The following is a 19,737-nucleotide window of genomic DNA, read 5'->3' as shown; positions in this document are numbered from 1 at the left end:
GATGAAACATAAATTATTTTTGGCAGCAGTTTTGAGTCTTTCGCTCTTGGTACTGACTGCGTGCGGCGCCGGAGGGCGTGGAAATGCCCGGCCAGCAATGGATGAACAAGAAAACAGCGCAAAGGAGAACACCAGCATGAGAAGGAATGAGAAGGAAAAAAAGAACGACGGAGCGTTGGCCCCCGATTTTGAAATGATGGATCTGGATGGCAATACTGTAAAGCTCTCCGACTTTGCAGGAGAAAAGGTCTATCTTAAATATTGGGCCTCCTGGTGTCCCGTCTGTCTGGGCGGGCTGAAAGATATCAACACCCTTTCCGCAGAGGAAACCGATTTTCAGGTTCTGACTATCGTAGCTCCGGGGCAAAAAGGTGAGAAGGATGTGGAGGACTTTCAGACCTGGTTTTCCGGTGTCGGGCATACAGAAAATATCACCGTTCTGTTCGATACTGACGGTGCATACGGTGCACAGACGGGTGTACGGGGATATCCCACATCTGAATACATTGGATCCGACGGGGTCATGGTAAAGCTTGAACCTGGCCATGCAGACAATGATACCATCAAAAATAGTTTTGAAAGGATCAACTGACGAGTGCTAAATATAGAAAGGAGAGGTAACATCATGAAAAAAAATTGGATAGCATCGCTAGGCACAGGAATGTTGGCCATTATCATGACAGTTCTGGCGGGATGTTCCACCACTTTGCAGAACACAAAAGGAGATGCCGAAGGAATGCCGGCAGGAAAGGAAGTAAATATGACAGTAAAAGAAGAAGATCTGCACACGATTTATCTGGCAGGCGGCTGTTTTTGGGGACTTGAGGCCTATATGAAAAAGCTGCCCGGTGTTTATGAAACTGATGTAGGCTATGCGAATGGAACAACGAAGGATCCGACCTATGAGGAGGTATGCTTCAACAATACCGGCCATGCGGAAACAGTCAAAGTGGTTTATGACACCTCCCGCATCTCGACGGAACAGCTTTTGGATGGATTCTTCAATGTAGTAGACCCCACAAGCGTCAATAAGCAGGGGAACGACCGGGGAAGCCAGTACCGCTCCGGTATTTACTACACGGATGAAGCCGACAAAAAGGTGGCTGACGCCGCAGTTGCGGAACAACAGGAGAAATATCAGACGAGGATTGCCACCGAGGTGATGCCATTAAATAACTTTTATCTGGCGGAGGACTATCATCAGGATTATCTGGACAAAAATCCAGGCGGCTACTGCCACATCAATCTCGGTGATGCCGACCAATTTATCGAAGATGAAGGTCTGGGTATGACGGATCTGTCCAGTCTCATCCAAGCGGAAAATTACCCAGTGCCCAGTGAGGATGAGCTGAAAGAGAAACTGACAGATATCCAGTACCGCGTTACCCAGCTGGGGGATACAGAACGTCCCTATACCAATGAGTACACAGACCAATTCGGCAAGGGTGTCTATGTGGATGTAGTGACTGGAGAGCCGCTGTTTAGTTCAGAGGACAAGTTCGAGTCTGGCTGCGGCTGGCCCAGCTTTTCAAAGCCGGTCATTCCAGAGGTGGTGACGGAAAAAACCGACACACAGTTCAACATGGTGCGCACAGAAGTACGCAGCCGCGCCGGGGACACCCACTTAGGTCATGTCTTTGACGACGGACCCGCTGAATTGGGCGGGCTGCGCTACTGCATTAACAGCGCTTCCATCCGCTTCATTGCCTATGAGGACTTAGAAGCTGAGGGATATGGGTTTCTGCTCCAGATTTTTAAGTAGTGGAAGCAATGCCGGGACTCACGGACTTGTACCGTGAGTTCCGGTGCTGTATAATAAAATGATACAGAGGCAGCACCGTATCCTTCGCAGCGAAAGCTGTGTATGGTGCGGCGTTATATGCATTCATGGGAAAGGGGGCATTAGAATGTATCAGCTGCTGGTGGTGGATGATGAAAGCATTATCCGACGGGGAATCCGGGCGTTTGTCGATTTTGAAGGGTTGGGCATCACTGGGTTCTATGAGGCCGAAAACGGTGAGGAAGCCCTCGTGCTATTAGAAAAAGAGCAGATCGACCTGATCCTTGCTGATATCAATATGCCCAAAATGAACGGACTGGACTTCTGCCGCCGGGCAAAGGAGTACGACCCATCCGTCAAGATTGCCATGATAACGGGGTACGACTATCTGGACTACGCCATCCGCGCCATCAAGGCAGGGGTGGACGATTATGTCTTAAAGCCCCTCTCCCGGGACGATATCCAGGCGATTCTTTTCCGCCTGGTGGAGAAAAAGAAAGAAGCGGACAGCCTGGCAGCTGTGCGGCAGGAGGTAAATAAGCTGGCAGCGGATGCTGGCGCCAGAGAGGAAGGAAGTGTCCGCACACAAATGGCCGAGTGTTTAGAGGGACATCTTGCCGACACCGGGTATTCCCTCAGCACGATGGCAGACGAGCTGGGATACAGCATCAGTTATCTGAGTACGCTGTTTAAAAAGCATTTTGGCGCCAATTTTAGGGACTACTTTCTGGACCTTCGGCTTGGGCAGGCAAAGATCCTGCTTTTGTCCACCCAGATGAAAAACTACGAAATCGCAGCGGCAGTAGGCATTGACGATCCAAACTATTTCAGTGTATGCTTCCGGCGCAAATATGGAAAAACGCCTACAGCGTTCAGGACGGAGGCGGGACATGGAAAAAAAGCATAGCATTCGCGGCTGGTTCCGGCGGTTCAGCGTTCAGCTCCCCCTGTTCGTTCTGGGCACGGGGCTGACCGTTATCCTGCTCCTTAGCGGAGCAGTCTATTTCTTCGCAGCCAATCTGCTGATGAAGGAGACCGTCTCCAAAACACACGAGCTGATGGACTTAAGCGGAACTAATCTCTCCACCTACATCGCCCGCATCAAAGGGGAGTCCAACGTCTTCGCAAGCGACCCCACCCTCCGCCTATATCTTTCCGGGGATGACGAGAGCCTGCAGGAGGGCCTTCTGTCCCGTATCGATACATTGCTTGAAAACGACAGTGCCATAAAATCCATCGTTGTGGTCTCCAAGGACGGACGCATCCTTTCCAATGAAGAGGGCCTCGATATGTCAGTTTCCAAGGACATGATGAAGGAGGACTGGTATATGGAGTCCATCCACAACACCATGCCCATCCTCACCGGCGCCCGGATGCAGAGTTTTTCCTCCGACAAGGATAACTGGGTGGTTTCTATCAGCACGGAAATCACTGGCAACACTGGCGAGAACCTGGGCGTTCTGTTGATGGATATGCCATACAGCGTTGTCGAGGACCATCTGAGCCGTCTGGATCTGGGAACGAAAGGCTATGTATTCCTCCTGAATGAAAAAGGCGAGCCGGTTTACCATAAGGACACCAGTTACTTTTCCGACCCTGATAAGCAGAAGCAGCTGCAGGCGATTCTGGCAGAAGGGGACGGCTACGACAAAAAGCAGAACCTGCTTACTTACCAGACGGAAATCGAGAATGCCGGCTGGACCATGATGGGTGTGGTGTCTTTAGATACCCTGCGCATGCTGGAGCGGCAGCTTTTTGAGGCAGTGCTACTGACCGGTGGTATGCTCTTCGGTGCGGTTCTGCTGTTTGGTTTTCTATTTACCCGCCGGCTGTCCACACCTATGGCCGACCTGGAACGGGGCATGGATGAGATTGAAAAACTGGCGGAGATCAGTGTACAAAGGCATGGCTTTACCGAGGTGGAACTGCTAGCCGGAAATTATAATAAGATGATCCGCCGTGTGCGCGAACTGATGAATGAAGTTTCGGAGAAGGAAAGGACGCTGCGCCAGGCGGAACTCAATGTTCTGGTGAGCCAGATCAATCCTCACTTCCTCTATAACACTCTGGACACCATCGTCTGGATGGCTGAATTTGGCGACAACAAAAAAGTGATTGCACTCACTAAATCCCTGGCCGCCTTTTTTCGCCTGTCCCTTGGCGGCGGCCGGGAGCTGGTCACCGTGGCCGATGAACTGGAACATGTGCAGCAGTACCTGTATATGCAAAAAGAGCGGTATGAAGAGAAACTCAGCTATGAGATTTCCGTCCCGGAGGAACTGCTGGATTACACAGTGCCCAAGATCATCCTCCAGCCCGTTGTGGAAAACAGCATTTATCACGGTATCAAGCCGATGGAAGGCCCCGGGCAGATCACTGTGACGGTGGCGGAGGACGGGGAACGGCTGCTTTTCACTGTGGCGGATAACGGTGTGGGTTTTGACCCCGCGGCGCTGTCTCGTGGCAGTGAAGCGTTCCAGAAAAACGGCGTGGGCCTGCAAAACGTGGACAGCCGCCTAAAGCTTATCTATGGTCCGGACTGTGGCATAACGGTCGAGTCCGCCCCTGGCGAAGGCTGCATTGTACGACTGACGGTAAACAAGAAAGTAAAAAACACTCCATATGTAAAGTAACAAATCTTATGGATTCTTCTGATGTGCGGGACAGATATGGACACGAGAGCTGTACTTATCTTTATTGTATTCCTGGCAGGCACACACGAGAAAAGGCGGCGGTCAAGTTTTACCCAACCGCCGCTTTTAAATCGACTGCTAAAATATTGGCTGCCCTATTCTATCCTATCAATTCTGTACAATTGATAGAAAAGTGTTCTGACAGCAATCTATTCAAAGCTATCTTATACTCTCTTTATCCATTTAACTCTGCCGTTTTCTGAAAGATATCATTAAGCCAATTCCGAACAGGGATGTCAGTGCTACCCAAAAGGGCCAGACAGGGGAGCTGTCTCCGGTTTGCACAGTGGAGGAAACGTCCGGTTTGCCCGGCTGAGATGGCTTGGTCGGCTGAGACGGAGTGGCCGGCTTTTTCTCCCATTTGGCTTTCAACACCACATCATGCTCTGGCATAGTAAAATCGCTGAGATTAACTTTGGCTGTATCATTATACCATCCGGAGAAGCTATAGCCCTTCTTTGCTGAATTGCTTACCGTTGCAGGCTTCGCACCAGCTTCCAGTGTCTGGGCACTCGGCACCGGTGTACCCCCGTCAGTATCGAAGGTTAGCGTATAGGTAACGACAGGAACGATAGTAAAGGGAACAGTTTTAATCAGTTCCTCCGGCAGATCGCTATCCAGAGACATCCAGCCATATTCGCCGGTGCTCTCTCCATTCTCAAGGATCTCACCAAATTGTTCCCAGCCGTACTGTATGTTCAAAATATGTTTTCCCAACGACAGCTTACTTAAATCGATGCCGCTGGTAAAGGGGGCCGCGTTCCACATTCCAGAAAGGACGTTGCCGTCGTCGATTTTCCAGCTCACCGGGCGGTACCGCTCGTCACCGATGGCAGGATTGTCATTGTCCATGCCGGGGCCGACGGCTGTAAAGGATGGCATTTCATTTTGAATAAAGGTCTCGTCAGCCGTGATACCGGAGATGGAGGCGTCTTTCATATTGGATTCGATTCGTTCCGTGAGAAAATGTACCATATAGGTTTTTTCATCCGTCCCGTCCTGTGCCTTCACGGTAATAGTAGCAGGGGACAGAAAATTTGATGCACCATTTACCAGCGTTGCATCGGTCGTTCCGATAATAGCTGCTCCCGTTTCCATGCATATACCTGTGAGTGTAAGCACCGCGTTCCGCGGTGTCTCGCGCGGCAGGAGTATGGAATAAGTATCAATGCCCGTTTTGAATTCTGGTACCGGAATCGGCTCGCTGCCGTTGACGCTGTAGCAGAGATTTTTTAACGTGGCGAGATTTGACTGATACATGCTGGATAAAACAGGGTGGGGGAATTCCGTGCGCGTAACAAAACCATCGCCCAACAGGTTGGAAACCGTACCGTCTTTGAATTCCTCCAGACTTTTGTTGGTCCCGTTAGAATCCTCTCGACCGCTGCGCTCAGCGTTATAATAGCAGTTAACCGCTGTTGCGTGATCGTCGCTGCTCGCATCCCACATGCCATTTATCAGCGGCTTCGCAAAATCCTCATTATCGCTTTCATTTTCGTGTACCCGACCAAACGCAAAGCAATTGGTGAAAGTGCCACCAGTGCGATCTTCGTCGTCGTTCGTGACCCATCCGACCAGGCCGCCGACCTCTCCCACCTGTCCTTCCACATCGCCCAAAGCGAAACAGTCGGTCGCCGTCGACTAGTCTAGTAGTTACAGCTCTGATACACACGACATTGCAAGAGGCCGGCGGTTGGTGACCGCCTCCTGCTTTCGATTTATTATATATTAATAGCTGCCCCTAAATGTAAACCAGACCGAGAATGCCTATACCAGCTGTTCCTTCTTAAAGCCGAGTTCCAGAAGCAAAGCTCTGGTTCCCACAACGTTCTTTTTCATCAGCTCTGACAGATTTTCGGCAAAGCCTCCGATATCCCGGCGGCAAAGCTTCTCTCGCAGACTCTCGGCATAGTCCTCGTAAAACCTGCCAGCATCCAGCTTTTGGGAAAACATATGAAGGGCGTGCCCCCATTGCAGGAGCAGGTAAAGCTGGCGGTATACCTCCCGGATAAAAGCTGAGGAGCTGTTCTCCCCAATGAATCGAAGGCAGGCTTTTGCGGCAAGGAACGGCGTTCCTTCCTCCGTAAGGCACCCAATTTCACGTTCAAGAGCCTGAAAGCCCTCGTCGTCCAGCGAAGAGAGCGTATGTACCGCAACATTTTTGCAGGTCAGAGCGCTCATCTGCATCGCCTGCAGCAGCATGAGCAGGCATTTGCGGATTTGTAAATGCGAGAGGTCGGGCGGACCGGAAAGCCTTCCAGATATCACCCGTGTCCCGACCCCATTCTGTGTTTCGGTGACATGGATGTCGTTTAACAGCTCCAGTGTCCGCCGCATGGTAATCAGGGAAACATCATATTTCTGTGCCAGCGCCTGACAGGGGGGCAAAAGTTCCTCCTGTTTGTAAATCCGCGCATCTATTTTGCTCATCAGCTCGGCAGCCAGCGTATAGCACATTTGCGGGTGCTCTCTGTAGATCTGCCACTCAAATGGGATCTGTTTAACTGGCTCCGGTGTATCCAGCATGACACCCAGACTTTCAAAAAACATCTGCGTGACATTTTTGCTGAACGCCTGAGTCATCTCCAGCGCTTTTTCAATATTTCCTGCTTCAATCAGACTTAGCATCTGTTCGATATGCTCCGCCGCAGTATCTGAATCTTCAAAATTGGCGGGACGCTGAAGATAGGGGGTTTGAAGATACCGTACCATTTCCCAGTGCAGATTAAGCGCCAGGGAATTGTTCAGCGGGCGCATGGCCTCGGCGTAAAACATGTTGATCTGTTTCGCCGGGTGCCCCTTCCGCTTCTTCAGCTGCGACCGGATCTGTTTGATAGAATCCTCAGTCTGCCTTTGCAGATAGTAATGAACGATGGGTCTGAAAAGAATATCGGAGTTTCGGCACATGTCATTCATCCCCTCCCTGCGTGAGAGGAAAGCGTTCCGGTAGCGCTGCTCCTGCTGCTCGTCCGGCCGAAAGGTCACGATACTGCGCTTGCGTTCAGTGGTTTCGATGTACCCCTCCTCTCGCATCCGGATCAACGCAGTACGCACGGTGAGAGCACTGACCTGAAACTGCCGGCAGATATAGCTGATAGAAGGAAGCTGATCCCCAAGCAGATAATAACCGAATACGATCCGGGAAGTAAAATAATCATAGATAATATCAGCCATGCTGTTGTTATGCATCGTTCCTCCTCCTTCTTCTTTAAGAAATTCTTTATTTTCCAGTTTTACAAACTCAATCATGAAGCGCTCCGGTTCCATTATTGCCAAACGCTGGAATGTGGGAAAAGCCCTTTCTGCACATTCTGGATAAATAAACCATCGTTATATGTGTCTCTCTGCTTTTGTTGTCCCCATCTATATGCTGTAATCACATCTTCTTACTACCCAGCCATTTTAATAATTAAGTATATCACAGATGAACGTGGAAATCCATCATGACAGGAATCCAACAGTGGTGGGAATAAATTTTATTTATTTCTCAACGCATCCTCCAAACTTTGCTTTTTTATATAGTATCCCCTTTTTTTAATAGACCCCACGGCTGGTTTCCTTATCACTCATCGTACTTTCTTTAATCACTTGAATACTACTTGTTTAAAAAACAATTTTCAATGATATGGAATGCACTGCTAATTCTTGTTCAAATATTTTATGGTATTAACACCCATAGCCGGTAAAAATGAAAGGTATTCCCGAGAAAACTTGAATCTTCACGTTTTTTTATGAGTGAGGAAATGGTCACACGTCGCTAAGCTACATAACTATTCTTCGATTTCATCGCAGACATAATTGATGGATCGGCTACAAGCTTCCTATCCTTACATTACTGCATTATGTAATGATAGTGTTAAAATACATCATCTGTCTCCTTATTCTCACGCTTTTACCGTTGTTTCAAACGGATGGCCGTGATATAATTTGCTAAATGAACGCAGTTTGTAAAGGAGAATTGAGTAAGCGATTGTCCCTGTTGTAATGGCTGTTATGCTAATCCTTACCGCCCGTAATATATAAGCAAGGGATTGATTATGAAGGAGGACATACGATATGAAAAGACTTTGCCTTTTATTTGGAGTGATATTGTCAGCATTTCTTATTTTTACAGGGTGCGCAAAGAATGGTGGAGACTCTGGACTAGACGGAGACCCCAGCGGGTATAATCCACTCCCGGCGGGGCAGGAAACCAATGTAGAAGATATTTCGGAGCAAGACCCAGCAGAACTTCAACGGAATAAAATTCCGATGGTAATGGTAGACGGTAAACTTTACTTTGACACAGATGAGGAAAGCACTCTTAACAGAAAGTGCGGCACAATGGACGGAGAAATAACTTCAACTGTTGATGCTTCAGAGACACCAACAAAAGACAGTCAATCTAATTTCGGGGTGGGCTTTGGATATCAGTATGGTGCGGGTGATACCATAGAAGTTTTTCTGGATGAAAAGTGGATTGTATTTGAGCACAGGAAAGGAGACGGAAACCAAGTCAAGTTTGGCAACCTATGGGTAGATGAATACGGCCTTTCCGAAGATACGTTGGAATGGCTTTCCTGGTATAACAGTTTGACGGAAGAAGAACAGTTAGCCATAAGCGCTATTCCACCCGAACTGATTGAAGAACGTGGGCTTGTAACAACAGAGGACGCAGAGGCCCCGGCAACAGAAGATCGATTGTGTGTTTATCCTCCTGCATCAGCAGTGACGGAGTGATAATAACAATGTCAAAAGGTATAGTGATTTCGTATACTTTTGATATAACATATAAGGTACAAAGGGGCTATCTCGATTATGGGATAGCCCCTTTGTGTGGTGCGTCCGGCGGTGTACCAAAAATTGTCGGGAAATCCCGGAAATACAGGCTATACCGGCATATAAGAACTTCTAAAGAGGTAATCAAAAATCGTTTGAGATTTTTAATCTTCGTTAATTCCTTTCCTCATTAAATAGTAGCGGCAACTGCAGATGCTACAAGCATAGAAGTAACAAGCAGACCTGTCATTACTGCAGACTTTAAAGACATAAACTTCATAGAACCGCTTGACATCATTACTATATTCGGAAATGGACTCAATAATGCCGTTGAGGGCGAAGTGTGAAAACGGGAAATTTACTCTGAAAATTTTAATTTCATACAGGATTCTTTGTTGAAATTCTCCTCCTTCACTCATATGGAAAACTGACCACACTCATTATTCAGGATTGCCATATACCCCAAATCTGCCTATGTAAATGTGATATAACTCTAGTTTCTGGGGTCATCCTTCTCCATGATTCATTCTTTTAAAGAATGGAAAAATGATTTGTGACCTTCATAAAATCTGCAATTTCATTCTCCTGTTTCTTTTGTTCCTGCTTTTCCTGTTTTCTCATTCATAAAGCCCCCAGTGCGAAAAATTAATTACTTATATTTTATCGTACTGGGGGTTTTCCTGCGTAAAATCTGGCTATTTTATCGCGAAAAGTTTTTATTCCTCAGCGCTAAGGATCCAAAGGATGTTGCATTTGTCAATTAAACAGGCTATAATAAACTGATAAAGAAGTGAGCAAGGTTGACAAGGCAATGGACCGAAATTCTAATGTAGTCGGTTGCACCTGTCAGAAGCATTTGTTTCATAGAGGAGGCGCAGAAAAATGCCAGATCAGAAGGAAGAAAACACGCGGCAGCGGGAGAAACAGGCAGCGGCCGATTATGAATACAGCACCCTGATGCGCCTGTTGAGCGTCAGCGTCAGCAAGCATCTATTGGATGAGCATTTCACACTCGTCTGGGCCAACGGATTTTTTTATGACTTGATTGGCTACCCACAGGCAGAATTTAAAGACCGGTTTCACAACCGCCCGGACGAATACTTCTACAATAACCCAGAGGGATTCCGGATCATGGCGGAATCCGTAAAGGAATCTCTGACTAAAGGGGAAAACGGCAACTCCGTTTACCTGCCCCTCATCCATCCCGACAGGGGAGCTTACTGGGTCAAACTGCAGGCAGCCTTTACAGACGAATTTATCGATGGCTGCCGGGTTGCCTACACTACCTTGACTGATGTGACTGAGATGATGCAGGCCAGGCAGGAGTTTGAAAAGCTGACTCATGAGCAGGATATGCTCATGAGCGCCTTAAACGTCAGTGTTAGCAAACACCTCATCGATGAACACTATACCTGTGTGCGGGCCAATGAGCATTATTACCGGCTCATCGGCTATTCTAAAGAAAAATATGAGACCCTGTTCCACAACCACCCCGACGAATACTATCGGAACAACCCGGAGGGATGGGAGATGCTGACACAGAAAGTAAACGAGGTTCTGGCGCAAGGCGGCAGTCAATATGAGCTGATCGTCCCGATGAAATACGAGGACGGCTCCAGCTACTGGGTCAAGCTGTTCACCTATTTCACGGAGGAATATATCGACGGATTCCAAACCGCCTATACCGTCATGACCGATGTAACGGAGCTGGTCCAGACAAGAAACGAGCAGGATATGCTGATGCAGGCCATGAAGGTCAGCGTCAGCCGCCATCTGGTGGATGAGCATTTCACGGTAGTCGAGGCTAACGACTTTTATTATGATCTAATCGGGTACTCTAAAGAGGAATACGAAACTGCCTTCCACAACCACTGCGACGAATATTTCAAGACCAATGAAGGTGGCTGGGAAAAAATCCACGGCAAGATTGAGGAAATGTATGCGGCAGGAAAAAGGAGCTATGAGCTCTTTGTGCCGCTGAAACTTCCCGACGGGTCCACCAACTGGGTGAAAATGACAGGGTTTTTCACGGACGAGTATCAGGACGGTAGACAGCTGGCCTACACCACTATGGTCGACGTCACCGAGCTGATGCAGATCCAGCAGGAGAAAGCCGTTGCATATAATAACATCCCAGGTTTTATCGTCAAACACCGTATCCTGAAGGACAAAATCGTCATGATCGATGCCAGCGACGGCATTACGGATATTTTCGATGTGGATACAGAGCAGCTGGAGTCCTTCGACGTCTATGCTGCCCTGGAAACGGAAAGCAGGGCCATGATCGAAGCGAACCACCTGCATTTCCGGCAGGGCGAGCCCTTTGAGGGGACACTGCGCATGAAGGACCGGGATGGACGGGAGCGGTGGTTCCAGATCCGCAGTACCTGTACCGATTCTATTGCTGACGACCCGGTCTATCTGACGGTCTTTATCGATGTCACCGATATCACAGAGCTGCGGGTAATGCAAAAGCAGCTGACTGAGCAGAAATCCGCCCTGCAGGAGGCGCTCACAGCGGCGGAGCATGCAAATCGGGCCAAGTCAGATTTTCTGTCCCGGATGAGCCACGATATCCGCACGCCGATGAACGCGGTTTTGGGCATGACCAAGATTGGTAAAAAGTATGTAAACGATCCGGAACGGGTGATGGACTGTTTTCAGAAAATCGACGTTTCCTCTAAGCTCCTGATCGACCTGATCAACGAAGTGCTGGATATGTCCAAAGTCGAAAGCGGCCGGATCCTGCTGGCAGAGGAGGAAGTGAACCTGGCGGAGCTGGTGCAGGGCATCGTCACTATGGTGCAGCCGCTGCTCCATGACAAAAGTCTCCGGTTTAAACCCTATATCAGCGGCATCACCCATGAAATGGTGATCAGCGACGTACAGCGCCTGCAACAGCTGATTATGAATCTGCTGTCAAACGCGGTAAAATACACGCCTGAAGGCGGGACTGTTACGCTGGAAATCAGGGAAACCCCAGCCGCTGGGGCAGATATGGCGCATTATGAGTTTATCGTTTCGGATACTGGTATCGGAATGAAGCCTGAATTCTTAGGCCGCGTGTTCGAACCCTTTGAACGGGCGGAGGATGTAAAAATCCAGGCGGTCCAAGGTACTGGTCTTGGACTCTCCATCTGTAAAAAAATCGCAGAGCAGATGGGCGGCACAATCGAGGTGGAAAGTACCTACGGGAAAGGCAGCCGGTTTACCGTATCAGTTTATCTCAAAGTGCTGGAGGAAAAAATCGATTACAGCGCGCTGGCCGGTTTGTCGGTTCTGGTAGTGGACGACGATCACATTGTCTGTGAAAATACCTGCAAACGTCTGGAAGAACTGGAAATTACAGCGGAAGGAGTCGGCGACGGTCAGACCGCCCTCGCTAAATTGGAAGAAGCCCACGCCGCTTCCCAGGACTATTTCGCGGTCATCCTCGACTACCGAATGCCGGGTCTGGATGGTGTGGAAACCACCCGGCTGATTCGTGAGAAATTAGGAAAAGACCTGCCTATCATCATGCTTTCGGCCTATGATATGTCGGAGCAGATGGACGCCGCCAGACAGGCGGGCGCCAATGGTTTTATTACAAAACCCCTGTTTCGCTCCCGGCTCGTGTATAAACTAAAGCAGTATGTAAGCGGTGCGGCGGCCGAAGAAAAGCCGGAGGCGGTACCACTGATCGGAGGCTCTTATGAGGGCAGACGGCTCCTTCTGGTAGAGGACAATACAATGAACCGGGAAATCGCCGTAGAGATTCTATCGGATACCGGTGTGATGATCGACACGGCCGAAAACGGCCAAATCGCCGTGGATATGGTGAAAGACGCACCTGCCGGAACCTACAGCCTGATTTTTATGGACATGCAGATGCCAGTCATGGACGGGTGCACAGCGGCCAAACAAATACGCTCTCTTCCACGAGAGGATACAAAAACGCTTCCAATCATCGCCATGACGGCCAACGCTTTTGCGGATGACAGGCAAAAGACAAAGGGTGCGGGCATGAACGGGCATCTGGCAAAGCCCATTGATATTGAGCAGCTGCGACGGGTACTGGAAAAGTGGCTGTAAGTATCGTGAAAACCAGAAAGCCTAAGAAGGGAATGGTGATTGCGATGAAAGATGCCTTTTTTGAGCGAACAATTATTGAGCAGCAAAATTTGATTGCCTATGCCAGCGATCCAAATACTTATGAAATACTGTATATGACTAACGCAGCTGCAGCCCTATGCGGAGCCCAAGATGCCGCAGAATGCTATGGCAAAAAGTGTTATGAACTGATACAGGGCCGGAACGCTCCCTGCCCATTCTGTACCAACAGCAAACTGTCCACTACCCAGCCTTACCGTTGGGAACATTTTAACGAAAAGCTGCAAAAATGGATGGATATCACTGACCTGCTGGTTCCGTTCGGAGGGAAAAACCGTCGGCTTGAAATCGCGCGCGATATCACCGAACAAAAAGAACAATTAGACCGCGTCTCCAACCGTTTGACCGTGGAAGAAACGCTGGTGGATTGTATCCAGACGCTATCCGGTGAACCGGACGTCTCAGTGGCAGTGAATCGGTTTTTGGAACTGATTGGCTGTTTTTACGCGGCTGACCGGGCGTATATCTTTGAATATGACAAAGCTTTTATCCGGAACACGTTTGAGTGGTGTGCTCCCGGTATCTCACGGGAAATCCAGAATCTGCAAGAGATCCCTTTGGAATACATTGCCGAATGGAATGTAAAATTTGAACATGACGGGGAGTTCTTTCTTACATCTCTAGGTGGAAATTATGCGGTCGATTCTCCGGAATACCGCATCTTAAACGATCAGGGGATTAAAAGCCTCTGCGCTGCGCCGCTAGTAAAAAAGAAAAAAATCATCGGACTTCTTGGCGTCGACAATCCCACAGAAAACGGGAACGATTTATCCCTGCTGCGCAGCGTGTGCGGTTTTGTACTAGACGAACTGGAGCGTCGTCGGCTCACCCAGGAACTGGAACGGGCCAGTTATACAGATCTGCTCACCGGCCTCAATAACCGCAACCGTTACATAAAAGCACTTAAACAGCTTTCTCTTCATGATCTGCAATCACTTGGTGTGGTTTATATCGACATCAATGGGATGAAAAAACTCAACGACAGTTTTGGCCATGAATATGGGGACAGAGTGATCCAAAGTGTAGCGGAGCTTTTAAAAAAGCATGCAGAAAACAACGCATACCGGGTGGGCGGTGATGAATTCGTGGTGCTTTGCATAGATGTTTCCCAGTGGGAGTTTCAAGTGTTCACTGAGGAACTCCGTCAGGATTTTGAAGAGAACGAGGACTACGACGTATCGATTGGCTGTACATGGAAGGAAGGCAATATCTCTATCGGTGATGAAATCCTGCGGGCGGATGATTTGATGTATGCACAGAAACAGGGGTATTATCACTCGGCCCTCCATCGGGATGGACGGATCCGTACCGGCATCGCAACGGAAATCCTTCGGGATATCGAGGAGCATTGCTTCGTTGTTTATTACCAGCCACAGATCAGCCTGAAAACGGGCCGGATTGTTGGTGCCGAAGCGCTGGTTCGAAAACGGGATGAAAACGGCCATCTGATTTCACCGCATTACTTTATCCCCTATTATGAACGGGAACGTGTTATCAGCCATTTAGATCTGCATGTGTTCCAAACAGTTTGTGCTGATTTTCAGAGGTGGAAACGGCAGGGTATCGAAACGACCCTCTCCTCGAACTTTTCCCGTGTCACACTGATGGCCCCGGATATTGTGGAACAGCTACATCGGATTGCCAGAAAATTTGATGTTCCTGCAAAAGAAATGACCATTGAGGTCACCGAGAGCATTAATAAAATGGAACCTTTGCAGCTTCTCGAACTGCTGGAACAGTTGACAAAGGAGGGCTTTTCTGTCGCACTGGATGATTTTGGCTCCGATTATTCCAATCTATTCATACTGACCAAGCTGGCCTTTAGTAAGATCAAATTTGACAAATCTCTGGTAGAGGAGTTGGGCAGCAACGCCCAAAGCCGTATCATCATGAAAAACGTGATGCAGATCTGCAGGGAATTGCCCAAAACACAGTCCCTGGCGGAAGGAATCGAAACCATCGAACAGCTGAATCTGCTGCGTCAGTACCAATGTGAATATGGGCAGGGGAATTACTTTGCAAAACCGATGCCGGCGGAAGAATTTTTTGAACTGCTAAAAAGAGAGCATGTATTACAGGCGCCTATTTACCAGGAGCCGGTTATTGCGCCAAGGAGAATGCAAAATAAAAAAGGAACAGTAAAAGTATCCGAAAGGTCATCTTCGTCATGACTGTCAACACGGCAGACCGTGAGAAAATGGCAGTGTTTATAGATGATGAGCAAGATGTGATAGAAGCCTGATTGAAGGAGCATAACTAAAAGAACTTTAAAAGGATTGAGGGATGGAAAATGACGGCAAAGAAAAAGATACTGATCGTGGAGGATAACATGCTTAATCGGGAGATGCTGAAATATATCCTCTCCCCGGATTATGAGATATTAGAGGCGGGAAATGGGCTGGAAGCCCTGAGCGTACTGCAAACACAAGAGGGCGAGATTTCCCTTATCCTGCTGGATATTGTCATGCCTGTTATGAACGGGTACGACTTTCTATCGCGTATCAAGGAGGACAATGCCAGTTCGCTAATCCCTGTTGTCGTCACAACCCAAAGCAGCCGTGAAGAGGACGAAGTGGAGGCCTTATCCCACGGGGCAACTGATTTCGTCTCTAAACCTTATCGTCCAGAAATCATCCGGCACCGGGTTGCGGGCCTTATTCGTCTGCGTGAGACCGCCGCCATGATCAACCAGCTGCGGTACGACCGGTTGACAGGCGCTTACAGCAAGGAATATTTTTACCAGCGAGTAAAAGATACTCTCGCCGAAAGCCCGGAAAAGGAATACGACCTTGTCTGCTCCAACGTTGAAAACTTCAAGCTAGTCAACGATGTCTTCGGCGTAGCGGCTGGGGACTGTCTGCTAAAGGGGATTGTGAAAATCTGCCGGGAATTCGTGGGAGAAAAAGGAATTTGCGGTCGGATTGGTGCCGACCAATTTGCCTGCATGGTAGAGCATGGTTTCACGTATACGGCTGATTTGTTTACAGATATTATTTACAGGATTAATAACCTTTCCTGTGCAACAAACGTGAGGTTGAAATGGGGCATTTACTCTGTAGAAAATAAGGCAGTTCCCGTCGAGCAGATGTGTGACAGAGCACTGTTGGCCGCCCACAGCATCAAGGGACAGTATGGCCAGCATTTTGCCATCTATGACGATACCTTGCGCGAAGAGCTGCTACGGGTACAGATGATCACCAACGAGATGGCTGCGGCCCTGTCCTCAGGACAATTCGAGGTGTACCTGCAGCCGAAGTATCGGCTCGAAGACGGTGTTCTGACTGGTGCAGAGGCGTTGGTGCGCTGGAACCATCCAAAGCAAGGACTACTATCTCCGGCTGCATTCATACCGCTGTTTGAAAAAAATGGCTTCGTCACAAAACTCGACGAGTTCGTCTGGGACAAAACCTGTGCGATACTGCGGCACTGGGACGACGAGGGTTACCCACCCTTGAGTGTTTCGGTCAATGTCTCTAGGGCCGATATCTACAATGAGGATCTGACTCATATTCTATTACAGACAGTTCAAAAACATGGATTGGATGTATCCCGCCTCCCGTTGGAAATCACCGAGAGTGCCTATACGGAAAATCCCAGTCAGATCATTGAGACGGTAGAGTCCTTGAAAAAACTAGGGTTCTTGATTGAGATGGATGATTTCGGCAGTGGCTACTCGTCGCTAAATATGCTCAATCAGCTGCCGCTGGATATCTTAAAGCTGGATATGCAGTTTATCCGCAGCGAAACAGCCAAACCAAAGAGCAAGGGTATCCTGCGTCATATTATGGACATCGCCTGGACGATGGGACTACGCGTTGTAGCGGAAGGCGTGGAGACAAAAGAGCAGCTGAAACGGCTTCGTGATATTGGCTGCGACTATGGACAGGGATATTACTTTGCAAGGCCTATGCCCTGCGAGGAGTTTAAAACACTAATGAAGGGATCTTGAACATAGCCCGTCGAAATAAAAGGGAAAATCAGACTTCTTTTACCTTCGCACAGATCTTCTTTCTCCACAAAAAATAGGCCAACTTGCCAGTGAAACAGCCTTGCACCTTTCTATCCTTTTGACGGTGGACGTGGTCTTCTTCTTTCTCGATATAAAGGCACTCACACGGTTTCTTTTCCGCTAGTATTTCTTCCATCTACGGAATCTTTTATTTAATGGAATGGATAGGCAACGACAGTTGTTTTTGTAATTGTCTATCCATTTGTATTTTATTCTTTGACGCATGCTCGGAGAAGTAAGCAATATATGCGTGAGGGTAATATCTCCCACATTCAAAATTAATGCCCTTTGAAGGTTTCTGCATACTATATAGCTTTCCTTGCGAATTCGGTTAATCTACATTTATCAGTGCTAGGCGGTTAAAACCTGCCGCCATCTTATGACTTTAACATCTGGATACTCCTCAAGTGTAGGAGGCGTATCCAGATGTTCCCCAAATCCCCCTCCTCACATAATAAAACTCCGCCATATATTAATTAATACTATAATGTCCAGGAAGATTGATACTCTTTCGGTCTAACATTTTTATGGCGATATCATGATGCCTCATTGAATCAGCTACCTTTTTGCTAATTCAGTTCCCCATACCCCAAGATTGACTGGCTGTCTATGGCATATTGGTTTTCTTTGCAGGCATTGCTAGAATTTCCTTCAATGGTATACACTATTCCATTTTCACATTTCTCTACGATTCCCACATGGTCACTAATTCCGTCCCGTGTACCTGTTTTTTTATCTAACCAGTCAAAAAAAATGATTGTTCCAGCAACTGGGGTGTAAGTCCCCCTGTCTTTCCAACGTCCTTGGCTTTTGAACCATTTAATCCCATCAGGACAGTAAGAAAATTTTGGTACACTGCCTGATGTAATCAAACCGCATTGGTCTGCACACCAGCTTACAAAACAGGCACACCATTCCTCACGCTTTGAATATCCATACCAGGACCAGAACTTTTGTCCTCCTTTATTTCCGATCTGTGTCTTTGCTATGGTTACGATCTGTTCATTCCCAAATAAACCGGCAAAGATATTTCCACCGGAATAATACCGCCTTACATGGGGCACATACTCCGGATCGCCATATCCTGACCAGCCATGAGATGCTGCCTGCTCCTGACTGAACCGCAGGGCACTCTCCTGCGTATATCCCCCATAATTGCGTAACGCCCAGGATATGTACCCATTTCCGTAATTATATCCCTGCCAAGATAACTCCAGACGCCCCATATCAGAAGGTGTGATACACCCAGCCTCCTGCACACAGGCTGCATAATACTGTACACCTACCTGGATCGAGTATTCCGGCTCTGTAATGGCATTGGGAGTATTGGGAAATCTGGTGTTAAAAGGACATTCACTGGACTGCATGGGGTCATTCCCCCTGCCTCCGGATTCCTGCATCATGATTGCCTGGAGGGAGGCTACATACTCCGGGATACCATACTCAGATGCATATCTCTGTAATACTGGCGTGTAATTCAGTACCTCCTGGCTCAATGGTTCTGCACTTTGGGAACTCCCTGAAAACAAGGCTCCGCCAATGACTCCCAGTATTATAATCAAAAATACAACTCCACCACCAGCCGATGCTAGAATTGTCCCCAAGGCTTTGATTGAAGTTACCACCCCGTGTACTGCTGTTTTGATTCCCCGGACTGTTGTTTTAGCTGTCTTTGCTGTCTTTAACGTTTCCGCAGGATTCAGAGCCTTGACAGCTGCCTGCCTCGCCGCCCTCATTACTTGCAGATTTTGATATTGTGATACAGGCGGTTTGCTTGTCTTGATTCTCTCATAAGGTACAGGGGAAGATTTCACAACTCTAGGAGCTACATTCACTTCCCTCCTCACAGAGGTACGGATTGTTTTCTCTGCTTCCGGCTTTATCCTCACCTTTATCTGGGAACTTGTCTGTGTCTGAGAACTCCCCTGTCTAGCAGGCGTCTTTCCCTGCTCCCTTGCAGCTTTAACGGTTCTTGTTTGAAGTCCAGACTTTATCTCTTCTTCCGCTTCTTGGGCTGTTTCTGATGCTTCAGCAGCTGTTTCCGCTGTCCTCTCCTCTTTTCTGCGCTCCCACAGCTTCTCAAAAGACTTCTTCGCAGCCTTCCGCCCTGCGGCAGAGACGGCGCTGCCTGACTTATATGCAGCCCATCCCTCTGCAGATGTTAGTTTTTCACTGCCATACTGAACAGGTGATTCCTGTCCAGCAGACGCCTCCACTGCCTGGGATACCCGGGGCTGCTTCTCTTTCATTTCCAAGGCTGCTGATCGGACAAATTCTTTCGGCATTCTGGCAGCCGGATTCTTGAGCTTGGGGCTTCGGTTATGTTCCTTCATCTTGATATCCCGCAT

General features: G+C 48.3%; 11 protein-coding genes. 8 read left to right on the top strand and 3 right to left on the bottom strand.

Features of this window, described 5'->3' with window-relative positions:
• Nucleotide 1: 1 nt before the first annotated feature.
• The 4 genes from DWX43_RS16920 (at nt 2) to DWX43_RS16905 (ending at nt 4,413) form a co-directional block, all read left to right on the top strand.
• Nucleotides 2-592 (top strand): redoxin family protein, encoded by a 591-nt coding sequence (locus DWX43_RS16920; RefSeq protein ID WP_118621143.1) that lies wholly within the window; start codon nt 2-4, stop codon nt 590-592.
• A gap of 33 nt (nt 593-625) precedes the next feature.
• Nucleotides 626-1,762 carry a peptide-methionine (S)-S-oxide reductase MsrA gene (gene msrA, locus DWX43_RS16915; RefSeq protein ID WP_118621142.1) on the top strand — a complete coding sequence of 379 codons (1,137 nt, stop codon included), beginning with the start codon at nt 626-628 and terminating at the stop codon, nt 1,760-1,762.
• A gap of 145 nt (nt 1,763-1,907) precedes the next feature.
• Nucleotides 1,908-2,687, top strand: a complete 780-nt coding sequence (locus DWX43_RS16910) for a response regulator (protein ID WP_118621141.1) — start codon at nt 1,908-1,910, stop codon at nt 2,685-2,687.
• On the top strand, nt 2,671-4,413 hold the full coding sequence (locus DWX43_RS16905; RefSeq protein ID WP_118621140.1) for a sensor histidine kinase: 1,743 nt from the start codon (nt 2,671-2,673) through the stop codon (nt 4,411-4,413). The genes DWX43_RS16910 and DWX43_RS16905 overlap by 17 nt, the downstream gene beginning before the upstream one ends.
• A gap of 243 nt (nt 4,414-4,656) precedes the next feature.
• Here the strand turns inward: DWX43_RS16905 and DWX43_RS16900 are convergent, their stop codons facing one another.
• Together DWX43_RS16900 and DWX43_RS16895 are read right to left on the bottom strand one after the other, a co-directional pair.
• Complete coding sequence (locus tag DWX43_RS16900; protein WP_118621139.1) at nt 4,657-6,069, bottom strand: InlB B-repeat-containing protein; 1,413 nt, start codon at nt 6,067-6,069, stop codon at nt 4,657-4,659.
• A gap of 171 nt (nt 6,070-6,240) precedes the next feature.
• The gene (locus tag DWX43_RS16895) at nt 6,241-7,722 is read right to left on the bottom strand and encodes a GntR family transcriptional regulator (RefSeq protein WP_243099365.1); all 1,482 of its coding nucleotides are present in this window, start codon (nt 7,720-7,722) and stop codon (nt 6,241-6,243) included.
• An 807-nt stretch (nt 7,723-8,529) separates the two neighbouring features.
• On the opposite strand from DWX43_RS16895, the gene DWX43_RS27030 reads away from it, so the two are divergent.
• The 4 genes from DWX43_RS27030 to DWX43_RS16875 all read left to right on the top strand — a co-directional run bounded on the left by DWX43_RS27030 (nt 8,530) and on the right by DWX43_RS16875 (nt 17,329).
• The gene (locus DWX43_RS27030; protein WP_182440750.1) at nt 8,530-9,192 is read left to right on the top strand and encodes a hypothetical protein; all 663 of its coding nucleotides are present in this window, start codon (nt 8,530-8,532) and stop codon (nt 9,190-9,192) included.
• Between the two features lie 1,080 nt (nt 9,193-10,272).
• Entirely contained in the window at nt 10,273-13,302 is a 3,030-nt protein-coding gene (locus DWX43_RS16885; RefSeq protein ID WP_330582282.1) for a response regulator, read from the top strand.
• A gap of 5 nt (nt 13,303-13,307) precedes the next feature.
• A complete protein-coding gene (locus DWX43_RS16880) occupies nt 13,308-15,551 on the top strand; it encodes a sensor domain-containing phosphodiesterase (protein WP_243099364.1) in 2,244 nt (747 codons plus the stop codon).
• 119 nt (nt 15,552-15,670) lie between these two features.
• A complete protein-coding gene (locus DWX43_RS16875; protein WP_118621137.1) occupies nt 15,671-17,329 on the top strand; it encodes an EAL domain-containing response regulator in 1,659 nt (552 codons plus the stop codon).
• Nucleotides 17,330-17,958: 629 nt separating this feature from the next.
• Here the strand turns inward: DWX43_RS16875 and DWX43_RS16870 are convergent.
• Nucleotides 17,959-19,737: a lysozyme family protein gene (locus DWX43_RS16870; protein ID WP_118621136.1), complete on the bottom strand. Its 1,779-nt coding sequence runs from the start codon at nt 19,735-19,737 to the stop codon at nt 17,959-17,961.

This window comes from Clostridium sp. AF19-22AC (assembly GCF_003479085.1).
Lineage (GTDB): Bacteria > Bacillota > Clostridia > Lachnospirales > Lachnospiraceae > Faecalicatena_A > Faecalicatena_A orotica.
Note: the sequence above shows the minus strand (reverse complement) of the source record. Positions and strands in the feature narration are given on the sequence as shown.

What these genes read in the sequence shown, in the direction of transcription:
- msrA (WP_118621142.1), top strand. Translation starts at nt 626, where the DNA reads ATGAAAAAAAATTGGATAGCATCGCTAGGCACAGGAATGTTGGCCATT.
- DWX43_RS16905 (WP_118621140.1), top strand. Translation starts at nt 2,671, where the DNA reads ATGGAAAAAAAGCATAGCATTCGCGGCTGGTTCCGGCGGTTCAGCGTT.
- DWX43_RS16870 (WP_118621136.1), bottom strand. Translation starts at nt 19,737, where the DNA reads ATGCGGGATATCAAGATGAAGGAACATAACCGAAGCCCCAAGCTCAAG.
- DWX43_RS16895 (WP_243099365.1), bottom strand. Translation starts at nt 7,722, where the DNA reads ATGATTGAGTTTGTAAAACTGGAAAATAAAGAATTTCTTAAAGAAGAA.
- DWX43_RS27030 (WP_182440750.1), top strand. Translation starts at nt 8,530, where the DNA reads ATGAAAAGACTTTGCCTTTTATTTGGAGTGATATTGTCAGCATTTCTT.
- DWX43_RS16910 (WP_118621141.1), top strand. Translation starts at nt 1,908, where the DNA reads ATGTATCAGCTGCTGGTGGTGGATGATGAAAGCATTATCCGACGGGGA.
- DWX43_RS16920 (WP_118621143.1), top strand. Translation starts at nt 2, where the DNA reads ATGAAACATAAATTATTTTTGGCAGCAGTTTTGAGTCTTTCGCTCTTG.
- DWX43_RS16875 (WP_118621137.1), top strand. Translation starts at nt 15,671, where the DNA reads ATGACGGCAAAGAAAAAGATACTGATCGTGGAGGATAACATGCTTAAT.